Here is an 18047-nt window from a genome sequence, read left to right on the forward strand (position 1 = left end):
TTATATTAATATAAATTTCACCTGGCATTTTACTCCAATAGCACCTTGGATATCGATATCTCCTGCAATTTGATTGGTTAAAGCATCTACTAACTGCCACCCTAAAGAGGCCATATTTTTAAAATTGAAATTCGATGGTAAACCAATTCCATCATCACTAACTATAAGTGTAATCTGATGGTCAATATTTTTGCTCATTTCGATATAAATCGTACCATTTCTACCTTTTGGAAACGCATATTTTAAAGAATTAGATACAAGTTCATGGATAATTAAGCTACAAGGGATTGCTGTATCCAAGCCAAGAAATACTTGATCATCGATATTTACTCTCAGAGCGATCGCATCTTCGTTAACTTCATAAGCACTAAATAAACTTGCTACCAAATCTCGAATATATTCACCAAAATTAATCTTTGCTAAGTCTTGAGACTGATACAATTTTTCGTGAACTAAAGCCATTGATGCAATTCGCTGCTGGCTTTGTTTGAATATTACTAAATCCTCTTTATGTTTGATATAAGCAGATTGCAAGCTTAACAAACTAGAAATAACCTGTAAATTATTTTTCACCCGATGGTAAATTTCTTTTAATAACACCTCTTTTTCTAAGAGTGATGCTTGAATTTGTTCCTCCCACTGCTGGCGATCGCGCAGTGCAGCTTGCCGTTCGCTAATGTCTTCAACCACAGAAATAAAATACTTTGGCTCCCCACTTGGTTCGCGCATTAAAGATACGGTAAGATTAACCCAAACTATGGAGCTATCTTTGCAGAAATAGCGTTTTTCTATCGAATAAGTTTGAATATTATCTGCTAAAATCTGATCAACATATTTCAGGTCAGCATCAAGATCATCAGGGTGAGTAATATCTTGAAAAGTTAGCAACTGTAGTTCTTCTAGTGTATAACCGACAATATCGCAAAGCCTCTGGTTAACTAACAACCATCTTCCATCTATAGCTACATGGGCGATGCCAACAGCAGCTTGATGGAATGCAGCACGGAATCGCTGTTCGCTTTCTCGCAATGCTTGTTCTATTCGCTGGCGCTCAGTAATTTCTGCCTCTAGTGATTGATTAATTCTTGTTAACTCTGCTGTCCGTTGCTCAACCTTGCTTTCTAGTTGGTTAAGTAGGCTACTTAGTGCCTTCTCTGCTTGCTTGCGCTCAGTGATGTCAGTATGTGAGCCTACCATCCGCACTACGTTACCATCTTGATCCCACAGTGCTTGACCTCGATCCAAAATCCATTTGTAAGTGCCATCTTTACATAAAAATCGATACTCGATAGCATAAAACGGTGTTTTATGAGCAAAATGGTCTTGAACTGCTTGTGTTACCCAGTCAAGATCATCAGGATGCACTCGTGTGAGGTATTCATCTAAATAGTTAGAAATTTCCTCGTCTTCGTAACCGAGCATTTCCTTCCAGCGAACCGAAAAGAACATTTCATTGGTTTTAACATTCCAGTCCCAAATCCCATCATTATTGCCGCGCAAAGCTAATTGCCAACGTTGTTCACTTTCCCTCAGCACCTCCTCAGCCCGTATGCGTTCAGCAATTTCCTTTGCTAATTGGGAGTTTGCAACCTCTAGTTGGGCAGGACTCGGTAGAGCCAGTGCCTGGGGTATTAATGGCAGAAGTTCTATGGCTGTCAATACTGAGATAAAAGCGGTGATAGCTTTAATTAACCCTGATAGCCAATAGGTAGGGTACCAAAGCGTCCACACATCCATTAAATGGGTTGTGCCACAAGCAACGATAAATATGCCAAACATTAGGAACATCCAGCCGAAAGGCACATCTCGCCGTTTACGGACAAAATAAACCAACATTACTGGAATTGAGTAATAAGCAAATCCAGTTAACACATCTGAAATCAGATGCAACCATACCAATCCTGGTTTCCAGAGGTAGCAATGTCCGTGGGGAATAAACTGGCTAGTAGAGAAAAAATTATTTAAAAATTCCATCATAAAAACCTATACACTGCACAAGTCTTCACCAAAGCCCAAAGTGCGCCAAAGTGCGAAGGAAGAGGTTTTGAGACTAAGACCTCTGTAGACGCCCAGAGGCTTAGAGAGTGGCTTCTGATACTCTAAAGAAAAACACGTTCGGCGTTTGTCAGAGCTTTCTCGTACTAGCGTTAGGCTAGTACAGAATAGCAGTTGGCGCTTTTACATCCTCTATCTGTCATAGTTTCTGAGTTTTTTAAGCTGAGGATGTAAGGTTTATTGAAATAAAAGTACCGCGATCGCTTTGGTTTTTGTTACCGTAGATTCTCTGAAATGAATTCTTTAATATATATAGATGCCTTTAGTAAATCACGGTAATATTTCGCTTATATAAAATAACTAGTACTGAATTTTTAAGTAAATACTCGGTCTAGCGTTTGCGAAATTAGTACCTTAATACTACGTAGAAATTATAAAAGTTCGGTTTCCTCTGATTTAGTTAAATGTTCGTGCAGCCAGTAGCGAAGCAGAGGGGAAAGAATTTGTATCAGTCGTTAAGTGAAATGAGATAACAAACTAACTGACAATAGAAATATTCCTTAAGTCTAATGTAAGACACACCTGGAGTATGAAGTTATAAGTTCTCAGGTGAAATAGGATTGTAGAGCATTGTTAATCTAGTCTCAAGTATTGGCAGCATCTGTCTGATTAAAACCTTCTAGTTTATTTCTACCCAACTAGCAAAAATTAATGCAAATAAAGTCATTAAATTGATTACGATCAAAATCCTGTTTAACTTAGCGATCGCTTGTACTTATTAAGTAAGTCAATGTGAATAATTAAAAATTTTTTAGTTTACCCTCTAGGGGAAGCAAGGTATACATCATGTCTTTTATATATGGCTTGAGCCATTATAAGGAGCCACTTTAATTAATTCTATATTATTACTTAACATAGCTTGATTATTATTGACTACTTAGTTAACGCATCTAAAGAAGTAACTAAAAAATCGTTAGATTCACTATGATTGGTACGGAATTTTATGGTTAAAGATTTTGTTTTTTGTCTACAAGAAGCAGCTTTATACTTTATATTCAAAAAATCTCAAACACATAAAGATTATTCTGAATGTTTTGTGAACCCTCCCTGTGGATGTACCAATCCAGGGAAAAGTACTCAGTGTGAAGATTGTGCTTATCTTGAAGCCTGCTTATCTAATTGCAAGCTCCAAAAAGTTTAATTATCTTTAGGTTCATAAACTAAACATTTTTAATGTCAAACTAGTTCCTGCGATAGAATTGACTTTACTCTTATGGTAGAAGCCCAGTACAAAAGTAGCAGCTATCCTAGATAGGAATCACAAAATAATTCACAATAAGTAATTAAAATTATGATGCAAGTGAATGTAATTTTATGAAAAATAAATATTATTATTCCTTGTTGTTGTGAACAAACAACTTTGTTAATCGGTTCACAACTATATCATTAATTAGTGATTACTGATTATGAATTAGTTTGAATCTGACCAAGAGTTAAGTTGTTGTGTGTGGGAGCTTAAAATGATTTCAAGTTTCTCAAAGAAACTAGGTTAAAGACTCCTCAATCTGTCTTGTGAATTCCCTAATTGAGCAGTGGATTGAGTAGACAATATCGGTTTTGAAAATCAATCAACCACAGAAATCCAGAACATAAAAGGAACCATAACTATGAAACCGTTTGATTTATCTAAAGCTGTTTTGGCTACTGTCTTTGCCATCAGTTTCGCTTCTCTGTCTTTACCCCCTTCTGTTTCTGCCCAAAGCGGAGGCTCAGGCGGTAGCGGAGGCTCCAGTGCCAGTGGCTCAGGTAGTGGTACAAGTGGTACAAGTGGTACAGGTGCCACTACAGGTACTGGTACAAGTGGTACAGGTGGTAGTGGTATAGGTGGCACAGGTACAAGTGGCACAAGTGGTATAGGTGGCACTACAGGTAGTGGTACAGGCACTGGCACAAGTGGTATAGGTGGCACTACAGGTAGTGGTGCAAGTGGTACAGGTGGTAGTGGTATAGGTGGCACTACAGGTAGTGGTGCAAGTGGTACAGGTGGTAGTGGTATAGGTGGCACTACAGGTAGTGGTGCAAGTGGTACAGGTGGTAGTGGTATAGGTGGCACTACAGGTAGTGGTACAGGCACTGGCACTACAGGTAGTGGTACAGGCACTGGCACTACAGGTAGTGATGCTACAGGTAGCGGCACAACAGGCAGTGGTACAGGCACTGGCACAACAGGTAGTGATGCTACAGGTACTAATAGAAATGCAGGCGTCGCAGCTTCCGAAAGAACTAGCGATCGCGGTTTCGATTGGGGTTGGCTAGGTTTACTTGGTTTAGCCGGTTTAGCAGGTCTAGCTCGTAATCGCGAAAAAGTGCGGGCTTATAACGATCCTAATGAAGTAACAGGTACTCGTTCTAGATAGTATTCACCACACTGTAAGAGCCATATAACTGTTGTTTGTTTCAATTTCAGGCTATTACAGTGGTTAAACCAAATGTATGTGAGGGGGACAATATATTGATATTGCGCCCCTATAATGAGTTTTGACTTTTGAGTTCCCCGTTCGCGTAGCGTCTCGCATAGAAAGGGTAGACACGCTAGTTCGCTCAAGCCAAGCTACTGCCTTGCCCAATGAAGATTACATTTGCTAAAACTTCTATTTTTGTTAACTCACGCACAAGGCGTTGAGCTTGATGTTTATAAATAGCATTTGTAGTCAGAGCTTTTTCAATCTGCACCTGCCAAAGGTGAGGCATCATTTCACCCTATTCAATTCGCTGCAAACCACTGCTTGTGGCTAAAACAATCAAGCGATCGCCAGCGTAAAGCTTAACATCATACCAGGGCATTTCTAGTAAGCTAGTACCGCAAGGCGGAAGTCAAAAGTCAAAAGTCAAAAGTCAAAAGTGTTATGGAATAAGCTATTTAGGGATTCTAAACAGTTGCTCTGTTTCCGCCGTTGCGTACTAGGTACTTCTGGGACTTCCCAATGTTCGGACTGCTCATCATCAATGGCGCTAACTTTAACATCGTATTCTTTTAGGACTGCAACACAATGTTGTCCTAAACATTAGAGTCGGCATACTAAGAAAAGGTCTAGGAATTTTTTTTGATTGGTGCTAAAAGGGGGATGCACTTTCTGTTGATAGCAGCATTTAATACTGGTAACAGTATGTGTTTCCTAGGATTATACAGCAGTTTTCGTTTTTCACGACAGTAAACTAGCAGAATTTACATCTAAAAATAACGTCGCTTGGGATTGTTGACGGAGAATAGAAGCAGGACAGTCTGTACTTATAGCTCCTTGCAACATCTCTTTTACCACATTCGCTTTACGTGTTTCTGGAGCCAGACAGATAATTTTTTTAGCTGAACAAATCATCGAGATGGTGGCAGTAAAAGCATATTGTGGGACAGCTTCTAGATTTGGAAAGTGACCTGTGCTTACTTGTTGCTGACGGTTCACTGTATCCAGTTTCACTAGTTTCACGCTGTAAGGATCTTGAAAATTTGCTACTGCTGGATCGTTAAAAGCCAAATGTCCATTTTCGCCAACACCAAGACAGCATAAGTCAATTGGTTGTGCAAGGAGTAGTTTAGTGTAGCGATCGCACTCTGCTACTGGTTGCAATGTATCACCTTCTATATAGTGAAATTCTTTAGGAACAACCCGCTTCTCTACACGTTCTCGCATATAGCGCCGGAAACTAGCAGAATGGTCAGCAGTAATTCCCAAATATTCATCTAGATGGAACAGAATAATTCTTGACCAATCTACACCACCCAATGCAATCAAAGCATCAAGAAATTTGAGTTGGGAGTTACCTGTTGCTAACAATACAGCAGCTGTATCTTGTTGTTTGAGAACTTCCTGTAAATGCTTTTGCGCGATTTCTGCAACATCTTCGGCCATTTCGACTTCAGAGTTGTAAATCTGCACTAGTAAATCATCAACGCGAAAAAAGTTTGGCTCGGCTAGCATTTGCTTACATTGAAGGTTATGAATTATACGGCAGTTTTTTGAGAGGCTGTACCTGTCTGCGCTTATATGCCCTATCCAGTATAGATTTTAGGATTTAGCAGATTAATTTATAGCTTTTTACGCTGTATAAGGACAAAAAAACAATGTAAACTATTTAAATTAAGTTAACAATTATTTACATTTTACCCAAAAATCATGCTGGCTGCAATTCTTTTTGACCTAGACGGCACTATTGTCAACACTGACCCTATACACTACCAAGCTTGGCAGGAAATGCTGTTAAATTACAGCATAGAAATTGACGAAACATTTTATAAATCCCGAATTAGTGGGCGGCTAAATCCAGAAATTGTTAAGGATATTCTGCCGCAATTATCAACAGCAGAAGGGCAAAAATTTGCAGACGAAAAAGAGGCGCTTTTCCGCAAACTCGCCCCGCATCTAAAACCGTTGAGTGGATTTTCTGAACTACTAGCATGGACAGAGACACATCAGTTAAAGCGGGCATTAGTAACTAATGCCCCTAGATTAAATGCAGAATTTATGCTAAATGTTTTGGGAATAAAAGAAGTTTTTCATACAGTTGTTGTAGCAGATGATTGTGTAGCAGGTAAACCTGACCCTGCACCCTACCAAGTCGCCCTGAGTAACTTGGGGATTACAGCAGAGGAAGCGATCGCTTTAGAAGACTCTCCCTCTGGTATTCGTTCGGCGGTGAGCGCAGATATCCGCACTATTGGCATCGCCTCCACCCACGATCCCCAATTTTTACAGGAAGTCGGCGCATTTATGGCAATTCCAGATTTTACTGATTTGCAGTTGTGGACATTGCTCAACTCACTTATTGAACCAGATTTGAGTGCGATCGCTTCTAACTTGTAAGCGCAAAATCTGAAAACATCGAGAGTAGAGACGCGAATTTGCTAACCCGTCTCTATTTATTTTTCCGCGAGAATTGCGTAAATTTCCCGTTTAACTTGCTCTAGAAGCTCACGCACCCGATTTATCCGCTCCATATTGCCACTACGAGCAACCTGCACCACAACAGCAGCTAGTTCTGTTGCAGCATTCCGCAACTCAATAAACTCTTGGGGCTTACCTTTTACGAAACTTTTGAAGGTATCCCAAGGAGAATCTGAAGTTTCTTTTTGGGCACGTTCTGCCAATAATTGTCTACCTTCATCGGTGATCGTGTAAATCCGCTTGCCACCTTCTTGGGCGCTCTTGAGATAACCACCTTCCTCCAGCAATTGGAGTGTTGGATATACTGAGCCAGGACTAAGGCGACGGAAACCACCATAGCGAGTTTCCGCATCTTTAATTAGGTCGTAACCATGACTAGGATGCTCGGATAACAATTCCAGCAGGATGAACTTGATGTCACCCCGACGAGTCCGATATTCATCTCCCCAACCACGACCAAACATTTCATTGCCAAAGTGCTTGTCATGATGTTTAGCATGATGTTTACCATGCTGAAACCAAGATTTGACAAGCAAGAAATCATCTTCACTAACTCCTGCCCATGCAGGTGCCCTAAAGCGTGACTGAAAGTGTCTAAACATAAATGAATCTCAAATCAACTTTCTCTAATATACGATATATCGGAATATATCACGATATATCGGAATAGAATTTTGATGAAGATTTTTGAAGTAAAACTGTGCCAACGCCACAAGCGATGCCTGCGACGAGCTGCACTAACGCAAAGCTAGTCGAAACTGATGAAGGCTGAGGAATTCAAATAGCTACGAGTTTGCACTTGTTGCACAAAAGACTCTACCCATTGCAAATATTGTGAACCGGCAACTACTGCTGTATCGTTATGATCTGCTCCTGGAACCAACAATAGTTGCTTTGGTTCGGGAGCAACGGCATACAGTTTTTGGCTCATAAAAGAAGGTACAGTCGAATCAGCAGCGCCATGAATGAATAAAACTGGCATTTTTAACTTTGGCAATTTCTTAATGGAATCAAAGCGCTGTGTCAAGATTAAATCTACGGGAAACATCCAAAACATGTTTCGATAAGTGATTAAATCGCGGATGGATGTAAAAGAGCTTTCCACAATCAAACCAGCAGCTTGTGGGTGTTTCACTCCTAAGTCTATGGCTATTGCACCCCCAAGAGAATGTCCATAAAGAAAAATTTGGCTGGGTGGAATCTCTTGTTGCTGCACCAAGTAATTCCAAGCTGTGGCTGCATCTTCATAAACCCGCTTTTCATTGGGAAACATACCCTCACTGCGACCATAACCCCGATAATCAATCAGCAATACCGAAAACCCTAGCTGATGAAACCGATTCGCATGAGCTATATTTGCGCCAACATTGATACCGTTACCGTGTAAGTATAGCAACACCTTAGCATTGGGTTGCTTGGCTTCTATCCACCAACCGTGAATATGTTCTACCTTGCCTGTTTTAGGCACAGATAACCAAATCTCTTCATAAGGGAGATTAAAAAACTCTGGTGTCTTTTCAATGACAGCAGAGGGAAAGAAAATGAAGCGAGGTTGCTTAATAAAAAGAAATAGACAAATAGCACAGTAAGCGAACGCTGCAATTATCCCAGTCCAGAGTAGCAGTTGGAAAAATACTTGTATAAATTGCAGTTTATTAACTTTCATGCCCTAACTTTTTAATGGATACAAAGTGTTTATATTAACAATATATTTACTTAGTATAAGCAGCCCTAGCATTTTCCAATCTAGATTTCAACTATTATTAAAGAATTTCTCCTAAAAATCAATTATCCAGTACAAATACGTATGCGTATTTAAGGCTTCTAACTATATGAATAGTAGAATTAGCCCATACAGGAGAGGACAGTGACGCTCTTAAATCAAGCTCAAGTAGAGCAACTAAAGGAAATAACTACACACTTGCGACAAGTAAGACAAGAAAAATCTATATGCATAGAAGAAATAGCTGCAAAAACACTCATTAGAGCAGGTGTTTTGCAAGCTTTAGAAGAAGAGCGATTTGAAGAATTGCCTGAGCCTATTTTTGTTCAAGGATTCATCCGGCGCTATGGAGATGCTTTAGGACTGGATGGAAATGCTTTATCACATACTCTCATAAGCAATGTAGTCTGCCAAGACTCCAGAAATGAGCAGAATAATTCAGGCAACAAATCAAATACATACATACCTCTTCTTGTTACCTACATTCTCTTATTAGTCGCTGCATCTGCTGGTCTTTTACATACACTTAATCCACCACAAATTACATCTGAATCCCCGACTCCAGAAGTCAATAGTCAACAGTCAATGGTTAGTAATCAGTGAGTGGGGAGTGGGGAGTGGAGGGCAGGGGGCAAGGGAGAAGAGAGCAAGGGAGAAGAGTTTTTCCCTCAGCAAAAGCAGCACCACGCCTCTATTCCTCTTATGCCCAATTCCCAATTGCCATTTTCAAGATATTTGTGGTTTACGCAGATGCCAACTAGTGGATTGCTCATAAGCGTAAGCTACTTGAAACAGTAGGTCTTCTCGCAGCACATTGCCAATTAGCTGTAATCCTATCGGTAGCCCCTGATCATCAAAACCACATGGCAAACTTAAACTAGGTAAACCAGCAAGATTCACAGGAATAGTCATCAAATCAGTTAAATACATGCTCAAGGGGTCAGTAGTTTTTTCCCCTGCTTTGAATGCTGTAGTGGGAGATGTGGGACAAACTAACACATCAACTAAGCCAAAAGCTTTTTCAAAATCTCGCTTAATCAGGGTGCGGACTTTTTGCGCTTTCAGGTAGTAAGCGTCATAATAGCCAGCCGAAAGTGCGTAAGTACCAATCATAATTCGGCGTTTGACTTCTGTACCAAAACCTGTGGCACGGGTACGAGTGTACATCGATAGCAGATTATCGGCATCAGGGGCGCGATAACCATATTTAACGCCATCGTAACGAGCTAGGTTTGCTGACGCTTCTGATGGGGCGATGATGTAGTAGGTGGGTAAGCCGTAGCGAAAGGTAGGACAGGAAATTATATGAATTTCCGCTCCCAAACTTTGTAGTTGATCTACTGCTTTGGTAACAGCTTGTTCTACTACGGAGTCTAAACCTTCACCAAAAGTTTCTTTGATGATACCAATTTTTAGCTGACCTCTGGGTTTGAAGTCTGGTTTGAAGCTGGCGGCGTAGTTGGGAATGGCAACTTTGAGACTGGTAGAGTCTTTGGGATCGTAACCTGCGATCGCATTTAATAATATCGCAGCATCTTCCACTGTGTTTCCAAATGGTCCAATTTGATCCAAAGACGAAGCGTAAGCCACCAAACCATAACGAGAAACCAAACCATAAGTGGGTTTCATCCCCACCACACCGCAAAAAGATGCAGGTTGCCGAATCGAACCGCCAGTATCAGAACCAAGAGCAACCACACATTCTTGAGCCGCCACCGCCGCCGCAGAACCCCCCGAAGAACCACCAGGAACTCGTGATAAATCCCAAGGATTAGCCGTGACTTGGTAGGCAGAGTTTTCTGTGGAACTACCCATCGCAAACTCATCTAAGTTGGTTTTACCTACCATTACCGCGCCAGCATCTGCCAGTTTTTGCGTCGCTGTTGATTCATAAGGCGGCACGAAATTTTCCAAAATCCGAGAGGCGCAGGTGGTAGGAATTCCCTTAGTACATAAATTGTCCTTAATCCCAACAGGAATGCCTGCTAGGAGCCCAATTTCTTCTCCCGCAGCAATTTTCGCATCCACAGCACCTGCCTGCTCTAATGCCCGTTCTGCGGTAACACATAAAAAGCTGTGCAATTTCGGCTCTAACGCTTGAATGCGCTCTAAAGCTTCTTGGGTAATTTCAACGGCAGAACGTTCTTTCTTAACCAGCTGTTGGTGCAACTCGCGGATGGATGCCATGATTGCTCTCTTTGTGACTCAAGTCATTGATTTTAGTACATATTGGTCGATATTGGGTATTGGGTATTAGTCATTAGTCATTAGTCATTAGTTATTCTTTCTCTCCCTGCCCCCACTCCCCACTCCCCACTCACTTTAATTCCAGTACACTCTTCCCTAAAGATTGGCAAATAACATCATTTTGCGGTGTATGGATACGGCTGCACAGAACATCACGGTAGTGTCGCTCTAAAGGATTCTTTTTTAACAGACCAGGATTACCAGTTAGTTCTAAAGCAATCTCTACAGCACGAATCGAGTTAGTTGTGGTGAGATATTTAACAGCTTGTGCCTGTAATCCTACGTTAGGCTCATACTCGCCCCAATCAATATCTTGAGCCAAACTATAAATTAATCTATTGTTAGCAAACAGCAGTGCTTCTATCTCACCCACAGCAGTTTGGAAGCGTGGCAGAGTTGCCAGTGGCTCTTTGAGATTAGAAGGCGATCGCTCCCCAAGATATTTTACAAGCCAGTCTCGCGCACTACTAGCAACACCTAGATATAAAGCACTCACTGTCAAACTGCCCCAAGTGGAAATCAGAGGATCAAAGGATGGTGCGGTTGATATGGGGCTAATATTCAAAGCATACTCTCTGGGGATTAATACATTCTCCAAAATGAGATCGTGGCTGCCTGTAGCTCTCATCCCTAAGTGATCCCAGGTTTCGACAATTTGCAAACCGGGCAGATCGCGCGGAACTAGAAAACTGCCAACTTGTGGTTCATCCTCAGTTGTCCGTGCCCAAACAATAAAGTAACTGAGGATGGGACTACCCGTGGTGTATTGCTTGTGGCCTGTTAAACGCCAACCCTCTGTTGTTGGCTCGGCAATTGTGGCAGGCAATCCGCCTCTAGCTGGCGTTCCTAACTCAGGTTCGACACGGGCAGCATTGAGCAGCGCAATACCTTCAATCGATTCACGACATAGCCGTTTATATACTTCTGGATGCCAGCGACGGCTACGGGCTGCATGGGCATGTTGGAGATAGTGCATTGTCAGTACTAGCGCCGTCGAAGCATCGCCACGCGCTATCCCTTCAATCACTCGGCAGATAGTTGCTAGCCCCAAACCTTGACCACCTAATTCACGGGGAATGGTGAGGCTGAGTAATCCTGCCTCATGCAAAGCTGTAAAATTCTCGAAGGGAAAAGAACCATCTTTGTCATGTGCCCCTGCACGGGTAGCAAAGTCCTTAGCCAAAGCCTCAACCTGGTCGAATATATTATTATTGGGGAGACTTTCTAAGCCTTTGGCTACAAAGGTGTCTGACACTGCTTGCTCCAACTGTGACATAAATATTCCTTTAAAACTCACTTTACTACTGAATCACCTACTGCGGAAAATTGATGTTTCTGCAAACTTGAGATGCTTTCATCGGAGTTAAGCGATCGCAACTACTTGTAGCCTAAACCCTACTTTCTTTTCTGCCTCAGCATCTGACCTCAAACTCAGGTCTTTTGGTGATTCTTGAAATACTACTTAAAGTGGCTCGAATTTAAGTAATTAGTAATTATTACACAAACAACTTTCTTAGAGCAAGCCAAGCATCCGAATTTACGTTTGATTTTGACTTGGCTTGATTGGATCTATGCGTTGTTTATTGTTTGACAATCGTTCAAACATTTGTATTAACGCTAACTGCATTTCTGGCGTAAATTCCAACGTGCCAGAACGCAGATGTAAATCTAACTGAGGGAAGGGGATTTCAATTTGTCTTTGCTGTAATGATTCGTAGATATTGTAGTATAAATCACTTTTGAGCAAGAATTGTTTATTAGGTTCCGCAGTCCATATTAATAACTCAAAATTTAAGCTGTTGTTGCCTAACTCTTTAAACAGTACTAAAGGAGAAGGAGCCTGCAATACATTAGGATGCTTAGAGGCTGCTTCTAACAGAGCAGCTTGCACAACTTTGGGATCTGAATTATAAGCAACGCCAACAGGGAGATGAAGGCGAGAAATCGGGTTGCGGTGGCTCCAGTTGATTACTTCTTTTTCCAAGAAGCGAGAGTTAGGTACAATAATTGAAACGTGGTCAAGAGTCCGAATCTCGGTACTTCTGCCACCTATTCGCTCGACAGTACCTGTATATTCCCCAACTTCCACAAAATCTCCCACCTGAATCGGACGCTCAAATACTAGTACTAAACCACTACCAAAATTCTTTGCAATATCCTGTAAACCAAAGCCAATTCCAACGCTTAAAGCACTTGCTAAGATTGTCAAAGAGCTAATGTCAAGCCCCCAAATTTGTAGCAGTACCAGTGTGCCAATAAAAATCAGACCATATTTAAAAAGTATTACAATCGCTTCTTGAGCGCCACGATTGATTCCAGTAAAAGATAGAAGGCGAGAACGTAAAAAATTGGTTAAAGTTCCAGCAAAGATAACTAAGGCGAACAACAAACCAATCAAAATTATTAATTCAGTAAGAGAGTAAGGATTCTTGCCTAATGTCAGAATAGGTGAGGTGAAACTGGTGATCAGGATATTGGAAATTTGATAGCTCCATTGACGAGTGAAAGGAAAGAGATTAGTGATATAAAGAATCGCACTTATCCAAAGTGCAATACGCATACTCGCCAACACTAATTTGAAAAATAATTCTAATACTTTAAGTGGTTCCGAATTAGGAATTGCATTGCTATTAGTAGTTAAGCGTTGTGAAACTACTCGGAAAAAGTGATGCTTAATCCATCCCAATAGCCAAGTGAATGCGGCAGTTATGATTAAAATTGCTACTGCTACAAAAGTTGTTTGTTGGAGATAGTTTCTTGTTCGCTCTAAGCGAGCTTGCTGTAACGCTTCTTCAATTTGCTGTACCCAAATTTTTGCTTGCTCATCAACTGTGCTACCTGGAACAATATCTTGTTCTGTAACTGTTAACAGATAGCGGTCATTTAGCAAAATAGTAGGTAGCTGGTTGCGTTTTTCAATCTTAACTTGAATAGGTTCAGAAGTTTTAATCGCATCTTTTAGTTGTGAGTTGATTAAATTTGTCCGTTCTTGAGCGCTATACTGACCAGAATCACTGATCTTAAAAATCTGTTGCCCATCCAAAATAACCGGAGCTTTAGTTAATGCTTGAGCAACGACAGGAGTTAACCAAAGACACAAAACAAAAGTTAGTACTGCAATGAGAATATTGAAATATTTTGATGGCAGTCGCAAACGGTGAGAATAAGGCATTAGGATTCTAACAAGATAATTTTATAGCGGTTATATCATTTACGTGAACATCCGAAGAGGCACGGCACTGCCGTGCCCTTACACCTCGCGATATAATGTTGTACTGCATCTGAATGGGAACCGCTATTGTTTGGGCTAGGGGAAAAGATAACAGATTCCCTGGTTGCCAAAACAGTTAAAATGTAAACTCATAATTTTTTAGGCGAGGTAGACAGTTGTACATTCACAAATTGAATGTCGCTATTTCACAAATTAATGTCGCTCGACTATTAGCTAAAGCTCTTGAGGAACAAGGGTTTTATTTATTTTTACCAAAACCTCCTTTCAATGCAAATTTCACAAATTATTAGTCGCTAATTGTTATATTGAGTAAATTTTATGTTGTTCATCCCAAGAAGCTAAAATTTATCTGTTCATAATTTTTCACAAATTAGGTGTCGCAAGCTTTACTATTTCATAGTACATTTTTTTTAAATGGAATGATAAACCCGCAAATGTAACTATAAAGCTAACAGATGCCTAAAAATTTACAAAAGTCTTTAACTTCAGAGGCAGATGATGACCAAAGCCCAATCGAAAAAGATGAAAAGTCCACAAAAGTTCATCAATTGCCATCTGATAAATTAATCACAGATGAAGTGAAACTCAGGATGGAGGTAATTCAAAGCCTAATCGAACCATGCGATCGCACCACCTACAGCACTAAAAAGAAAGAAGCAGCCGAAAAACTAGGTGTATCAATTCGTCAAGTAGAGCGCTTACTCAAAAAATGGCGAGAACAGAGGTTAGTTGGTTTAGCAAATACGAGATCCGATAAAGGTAAGTACCGTATTGAACAAAAATGGATTGATTTTATTCTTAAGACCTACACAGATGGTAACAAAGGTAGTAAACGAATAACCCGACATCAGGTGTTTCTCAAGGTTAAGGGTAAAGCCAGGGCGAACGCACGGCATTTCTGAAACCCCTGCTGGATAAGGATCTTGACGAAAAAATAGGCTAAATTTAAAAACGTTGAAACCCTTGCTATTAAAGGATTCTTATACTTTAGATGCGTTTGCCCTGAGGGTAAAGCCAGAATAGAAAATTTGAACAAAGGTGAATATCCTAGCCACCAGTCGGTTTATCGAATTCTTGACGAACATATTGAGCAGAAAGAAAGAAAGGAGAAAGCGAGAAGCCCCGGCTATTTAGGAGACCGATTGACCCACATAACACGCGATGGGCGAGAGTTGCCGGTGGAGGGTAGCAATGATGTTTGGCAGTGCGATCATACTCGTTTGGATGTAAGGCTTGCCGACGAGTATGGAGTCCTAGACCGTCCTTGGTTAACTGTTGTGATTGACTCCTACTCCCGTTGTGTAATAGGTTTTTATTTGGGATTTGATAATCCTAGTTCTCAAATTGATGCCCTAGCTCTCCGTCATGCGATTTTGCCCAAGTCTTATGGTTCTGAGTACCAACTGCGTTACGAGTGGCCAGCTTACGGCAAGCCTTATTATTTTTACACTGATGGTGGTAAAGATTTTACTTCCATCCACACTACAGAACAGATTGCAGTACAAATAGGTTTTAATTGCGCTCTCAGAAGGCGACCATCTGATGGTGGAATTGTGGAACGTTTTTTTAGAACAGTTAACGAGCAAGTATTAAATACTCTACCTGGATACACAGGCTCAAATGTGCAAAAGCGTCCAGAAAGCGTGGATAAAGATGCTTGCTTAACTCTCAAGGATTTAGAGATAATACTAGTGGGCTACATCGTAAATGAGTATAACCCCGACATAGATGACAGGATGAAAGATCAATCCCGAATTGGGCGATGGGAAGCTGGATTAATGGTAGAGCCATATCTTTATGATGAATTAGACTTGGCAATTTGTTAAATGAAGCAAGAACGGCGCAAAGTCCAAAAATACGGCTGTATACAATTTGAAAACTTGACCTATCGGGCAGACCATTTGAGAGGTAGAGATGGAGAAACTGTAGCACTTAGATATGACCCTGCCGACGTAACTACGCTTCTTGTGTACAAAATTAATGCAGATAACACAGAAGAGTTTCTTGATTACGCCCATGCTCAAGGTTTAGAAACAGAACGTCTATCTTTACGAGAAATAAAAGCGATTAATAAGCGGTTAAAAGAAGCAGGCGAACACATCAATAACGATGCAATTTTAGAGGCAATGCTAGACCGTCAAGCTTTTGTAGAGGAAACAGTAAAACGAAATCGCAAAGACCGTCGGCAGGCAGCAAATGAACAAGTAAATCCTGTAGAGCAAGTGGCTAATAAATTTGCTACTCCCGATCAAAAAGCAGTGGAATCTGCAAGCGAACCAGCTAGGGAATTGCCGAAGTACAAAGTTCACTATATGGATGATTTTTTTGATGAAGATTAGGTCTAAAACATGATAAATGAAATGTCGCTTGCCAAGGAATTTGGTGTAATTGAGGAACCTTCCCCGGAAATCCAAGCCGAAATTCAACGTTTGAGCCGTCAACCTTACTTAGAAGTCGACCAAGTAAAACGTTGTCACGCTTGGATGTATGAGTTAGTCATTTCTAGAATGACTGGTTTATTAGTAGGAGAATCACGCTGCGGAAAAACGGTCACTTGCAAAGCTTTTGCACATCGTTATAATAAATTACGGCAGGCTAAGGGACAGCGTATGAAGCCTGTAGTTTATATTCAAGTTGGCAAAAATTGTGGCTCCAGAGATTTTTTTATTAAAATCCTCAAAGCTTTAAATAAACCCTCCAATGGAACTATTTCTGACCTGCGGGAACGAACGCTAGATAGTCTTGCAATACATCAGGTTGAGATGCTGATTATTGATGAGGCTAATCACCTTAAGCTTGAGACGTTCTCAGATGTACGGCATATTTATGATGATGATGAGTTAAAACTTTCGGTTCTGCTTGTTGGTACTACAAGCCGCCTTTTGGCAATAGTTCAACGTGATGAACAAGTTGTAAACCGTTTTCTAGAACAGTTTGAGTTAGACAAATTAAAAGAGAAGCAATTTATGGAAATGGTTCAAATATGGGAACGGGATGTTCTGAGATTGCCAGAAGAATCAAAACTGGCAAGTGAGAATAACCTTAAGCTTTTGAAGAAGGTAACTAAGCAATTAATTGGTAGATTGGATATGATTCTTCGTAAAGCTGCTATTCGCTCATTAATGAAAGGACATAAAAAAGTAGATGAAAATGTTTTAAAAGAAGTAATTGCGGCATCGAAATTGTGATATGGAAGAAAATATAGATGAGAAAAGAGAAATTTGGTTAACGAGAGTCGAGCCTTTGGATGGAGAAAGCATCAGCCATTTTTTAGGTAGGTTTCGGCGAGAAAAAGGAAATAAGTTTTCTGCCCCTAGTGGGTTAGGCCAGGTGGTAGGATTTGGGGCTGTATTAGTACGTTGGGAAAAATTCTATTTCCATCCTTTTCCTACTCAGCAAGAGTTGGAAGCGTTAGCTGCTGTAGTTGAACTTGATGCTGACAGATTGCGACAGATGTTGCCTCCCCCAGGCGTGGGAATGAACCACAGCCCCATCCGCTTATGTGGAGCCTGCTATGGAGAGTCGCTTTGCCATAAAATCGAGTGGCAGTTTAAAAAGACAGGAGGATGCGATCGCCATCAACTACGTTTGTTATCAAAATGCCCCGCCTGTGAGAAGCCATTTCCAATTCCAGCTTTGTGGACTGAGGGGCTTTGCCAAAAATGTTTTATACCCTTTGCAGAGATGGCAAAGTATCAAAAGGCTTACTAAGTAAGTAAAAACTTATGTAAATAGTTACCCAACATAAATCCAGATGAATTTTGTGGAGATGGGCAATCACAGCCAATAGTGAATAGTGATTGGCTAAATATTTTGGTCAAATAATAATTAGACTTGTTTAAAAATATCTATATAATACTGCGCTAAAGGTTTAGCAGCAAGGCTCCTGTTGTAGTCTATAGCTTTACTT

16 protein-coding genes are annotated in these 18047 nt (G+C 40.7%); 8 read left to right on the forward strand and 8 right to left on the reverse strand.

Annotated features, from left to right (window positions below; translation table 11 throughout):
* Positions 1-1977, reverse strand: coding sequence for a PAS domain S-box protein (locus tag LC608_RS37495; protein ID WP_229553214.1), 1977 nt, complete (start codon positions 1975-1977; stop codon positions 1-3).
* A gap of 1685 nt (positions 1978-3662) precedes the next feature.
* Between LC608_RS37495 and LC608_RS37500 the strand changes: the two genes are divergently transcribed.
* Positions 3663-4412, forward strand: coding sequence for a WGxxGxxG family protein (locus LC608_RS37500; RefSeq protein WP_374108384.1), 750 nt, complete (start codon positions 3663-3665; stop codon positions 4410-4412).
* A 184-nt stretch (positions 4413-4596) separates the two neighbouring features.
* Here the strand turns inward: LC608_RS37500 and LC608_RS09100 are convergent, their stop codons facing one another.
* Together LC608_RS09100 and LC608_RS09105 are read right to left on the reverse strand one after the other, a co-directional pair.
* On the reverse strand, positions 4597-4749 hold the full coding sequence (locus LC608_RS09100) for a hypothetical protein (RefSeq protein ID WP_229553216.1): 153 nt from the start codon (positions 4747-4749) through the stop codon (positions 4597-4599).
* A 449-nt stretch (positions 4750-5198) separates the two neighbouring features.
* The gene (locus tag LC608_RS09105; protein ID WP_229553217.1) at positions 5199-5972 is read right to left on the reverse strand and encodes a glucosamine-6-phosphate deaminase; all 774 of its coding nucleotides are present in this window, start codon (positions 5970-5972) and stop codon (positions 5199-5201) included.
* Positions 5973-6167: 195 nt separating this feature from the next.
* Here LC608_RS09105 and LC608_RS09110 point away from each other — a divergent pair, with 195 nt between their 5' ends.
* A complete protein-coding gene (locus tag LC608_RS09110; RefSeq protein ID WP_229553218.1) occupies positions 6168-6854 on the forward strand; it encodes an HAD family phosphatase in 687 nt (228 codons plus the stop codon).
* 56 nt (positions 6855-6910) lie between these two features.
* Here the strand turns inward: LC608_RS09110 and LC608_RS09115 are convergent, their stop codons facing one another.
* Together LC608_RS09115 and LC608_RS09120 are read right to left on the reverse strand one after the other, a co-directional pair.
* Positions 6911-7537 (reverse strand): PadR family transcriptional regulator, encoded by a 627-nt coding sequence (locus LC608_RS09115; RefSeq protein WP_229553219.1) that lies wholly within the window; start codon positions 7535-7537, stop codon positions 6911-6913.
* Between the two features lie 146 nt (positions 7538-7683).
* A complete protein-coding gene (locus tag LC608_RS09120) occupies positions 7684-8601 on the reverse strand; it encodes an alpha/beta hydrolase (RefSeq protein WP_229553220.1) in 918 nt (305 codons plus the stop codon).
* Positions 8602-8802: 201 nt separating this feature from the next.
* Here LC608_RS09120 and LC608_RS09125 point away from each other — a divergent pair, with 201 nt between their 5' ends.
* Entirely contained in the window at positions 8803-9261 is a 459-nt protein-coding gene (locus LC608_RS09125; protein ID WP_229553221.1) for a helix-turn-helix transcriptional regulator, read from the forward strand.
* Positions 9262-9384: 123 nt separating this feature from the next.
* Here LC608_RS09125 and gatA read toward each other — a convergent pair whose 3' ends face one another.
* From gatA to LC608_RS09140, 3 genes are all read right to left on the reverse strand, one after another.
* Positions 9385-10845 carry an Asp-tRNA(Asn)/Glu-tRNA(Gln) amidotransferase subunit GatA gene (gatA, locus tag LC608_RS09130; RefSeq protein ID WP_229553222.1) on the reverse strand — a complete coding sequence of 487 codons (1461 nt, stop codon included), beginning with the start codon at positions 10843-10845 and terminating at the stop codon, positions 9385-9387.
* A 130-nt stretch (positions 10846-10975) separates the two neighbouring features.
* Positions 10976-12181, reverse strand: coding sequence for an acyl-CoA dehydrogenase family protein (locus tag LC608_RS09135; RefSeq protein ID WP_229553223.1), 1206 nt, complete (start codon positions 12179-12181; stop codon positions 10976-10978).
* A 261-nt stretch (positions 12182-12442) separates the two neighbouring features.
* Positions 12443-14077, reverse strand: a complete 1635-nt coding sequence (locus LC608_RS09140; RefSeq protein WP_229553224.1) for a mechanosensitive ion channel family protein — start codon at positions 14075-14077, stop codon at positions 12443-12445.
* A 515-nt stretch (positions 14078-14592) separates the two neighbouring features.
* Between LC608_RS09140 and LC608_RS09145 the strand changes: the two genes are divergently transcribed.
* The 5 genes from LC608_RS09145 to LC608_RS09165 all read left to right on the forward strand — a co-directional run bounded on the left by LC608_RS09145 (position 14593) and on the right by LC608_RS09165 (position 17848).
* Positions 14593-15039: a helix-turn-helix domain-containing protein gene (locus LC608_RS09145; RefSeq protein WP_229553225.1), complete on the forward strand. Its 447-nt coding sequence runs from the start codon at positions 14593-14595 to the stop codon at positions 15037-15039.
* 126 nt (positions 15040-15165) lie between these two features.
* Complete coding sequence (locus LC608_RS09150) at positions 15166-15963, forward strand: hypothetical protein (RefSeq protein WP_229553226.1); 798 nt, start codon at positions 15166-15168, stop codon at positions 15961-15963.
* Positions 15964-16476: a Mu transposase C-terminal domain-containing protein gene (locus LC608_RS09155; RefSeq protein ID WP_229553227.1), complete on the forward strand. Its 513-nt coding sequence runs from the start codon at positions 15964-15966 to the stop codon at positions 16474-16476. It abuts the gene before it with no gap.
* A 9-nt stretch (positions 16477-16485) separates the two neighbouring features.
* Positions 16486-17325 (forward strand): TniB family NTP-binding protein, encoded by an 840-nt coding sequence (locus LC608_RS09160; protein ID WP_229553228.1) that lies wholly within the window; start codon positions 16486-16488, stop codon positions 17323-17325.
* A gap of 1 nt (position 17326) precedes the next feature.
* On the forward strand, positions 17327-17848 hold the full coding sequence (locus LC608_RS09165) for a TniQ family protein (RefSeq protein ID WP_229553229.1): 522 nt from the start codon (positions 17327-17329) through the stop codon (positions 17846-17848).
* Positions 17849-18047 lie beyond the last annotated feature (199 nt).

Origin of the sequence: Nostoc sp. XA010 (assembly GCF_020829625.1) — a bacterium.
Lineage (GTDB): Bacteria > Cyanobacteriota > Cyanobacteriia > Cyanobacteriales > Nostocaceae > Nostoc.

Bases quoted from the DNA above. Each gene is read 5' to 3' on its own strand.
- LC608_RS09140 (WP_229553224.1), bottom strand. From the start codon at position 14,077: ATGCCTTATTCTCACCGTTTGCGACTGCCATCAAAATATTTCAATATT.
- LC608_RS09145 (WP_229553225.1), top strand. From the start codon at position 14,593: ATGCCTAAAAATTTACAAAAGTCTTTAACTTCAGAGGCAGATGATGAC.
- LC608_RS09165 (WP_229553229.1), top strand. From the start codon at position 17,327: ATGGAAGAAAATATAGATGAGAAAAGAGAAATTTGGTTAACGAGAGTC.
- LC608_RS09105 (WP_229553217.1), bottom strand. From the start codon at position 5,972: ATGCTAGCCGAGCCAAACTTTTTTCGCGTTGATGATTTACTAGTGCAG.
- LC608_RS09160 (WP_229553228.1), top strand. From the start codon at position 16,486: ATGATAAATGAAATGTCGCTTGCCAAGGAATTTGGTGTAATTGAGGAA.
- LC608_RS09135 (WP_229553223.1), bottom strand. From the start codon at position 12,181: ATGTCACAGTTGGAGCAAGCAGTGTCAGACACCTTTGTAGCCAAAGGC.
- LC608_RS09155 (WP_229553227.1), top strand. From the start codon at position 15,964: ATGAAGCAAGAACGGCGCAAAGTCCAAAAATACGGCTGTATACAATTT.
- LC608_RS37495 (WP_229553214.1), bottom strand. From the start codon at position 1,977: ATGATGGAATTTTTAAATAATTTTTTCTCTACTAGCCAGTTTATTCCC.
- gatA (WP_229553222.1), bottom strand. From the start codon at position 10,845: ATGGCATCCATCCGCGAGTTGCACCAACAGCTGGTTAAGAAAGAACGT.
- LC608_RS09115 (WP_229553219.1), bottom strand. From the start codon at position 7,537: ATGTTTAGACACTTTCAGTCACGCTTTAGGGCACCTGCATGGGCAGGA.
- LC608_RS09110 (WP_229553218.1), top strand. From the start codon at position 6,168: ATGCTGGCTGCAATTCTTTTTGACCTAGACGGCACTATTGTCAACACT.
- LC608_RS37500 (WP_374108384.1), top strand. From the start codon at position 3,663: ATGAAACCGTTTGATTTATCTAAAGCTGTTTTGGCTACTGTCTTTGCC.
- LC608_RS09100 (WP_229553216.1), bottom strand. From the start codon at position 4,749: ATGATGCCTCACCTTTGGCAGGTGCAGATTGAAAAAGCTCTGACTACA.
- LC608_RS09120 (WP_229553220.1), bottom strand. From the start codon at position 8,601: ATGAAAGTTAATAAACTGCAATTTATACAAGTATTTTTCCAACTGCTA.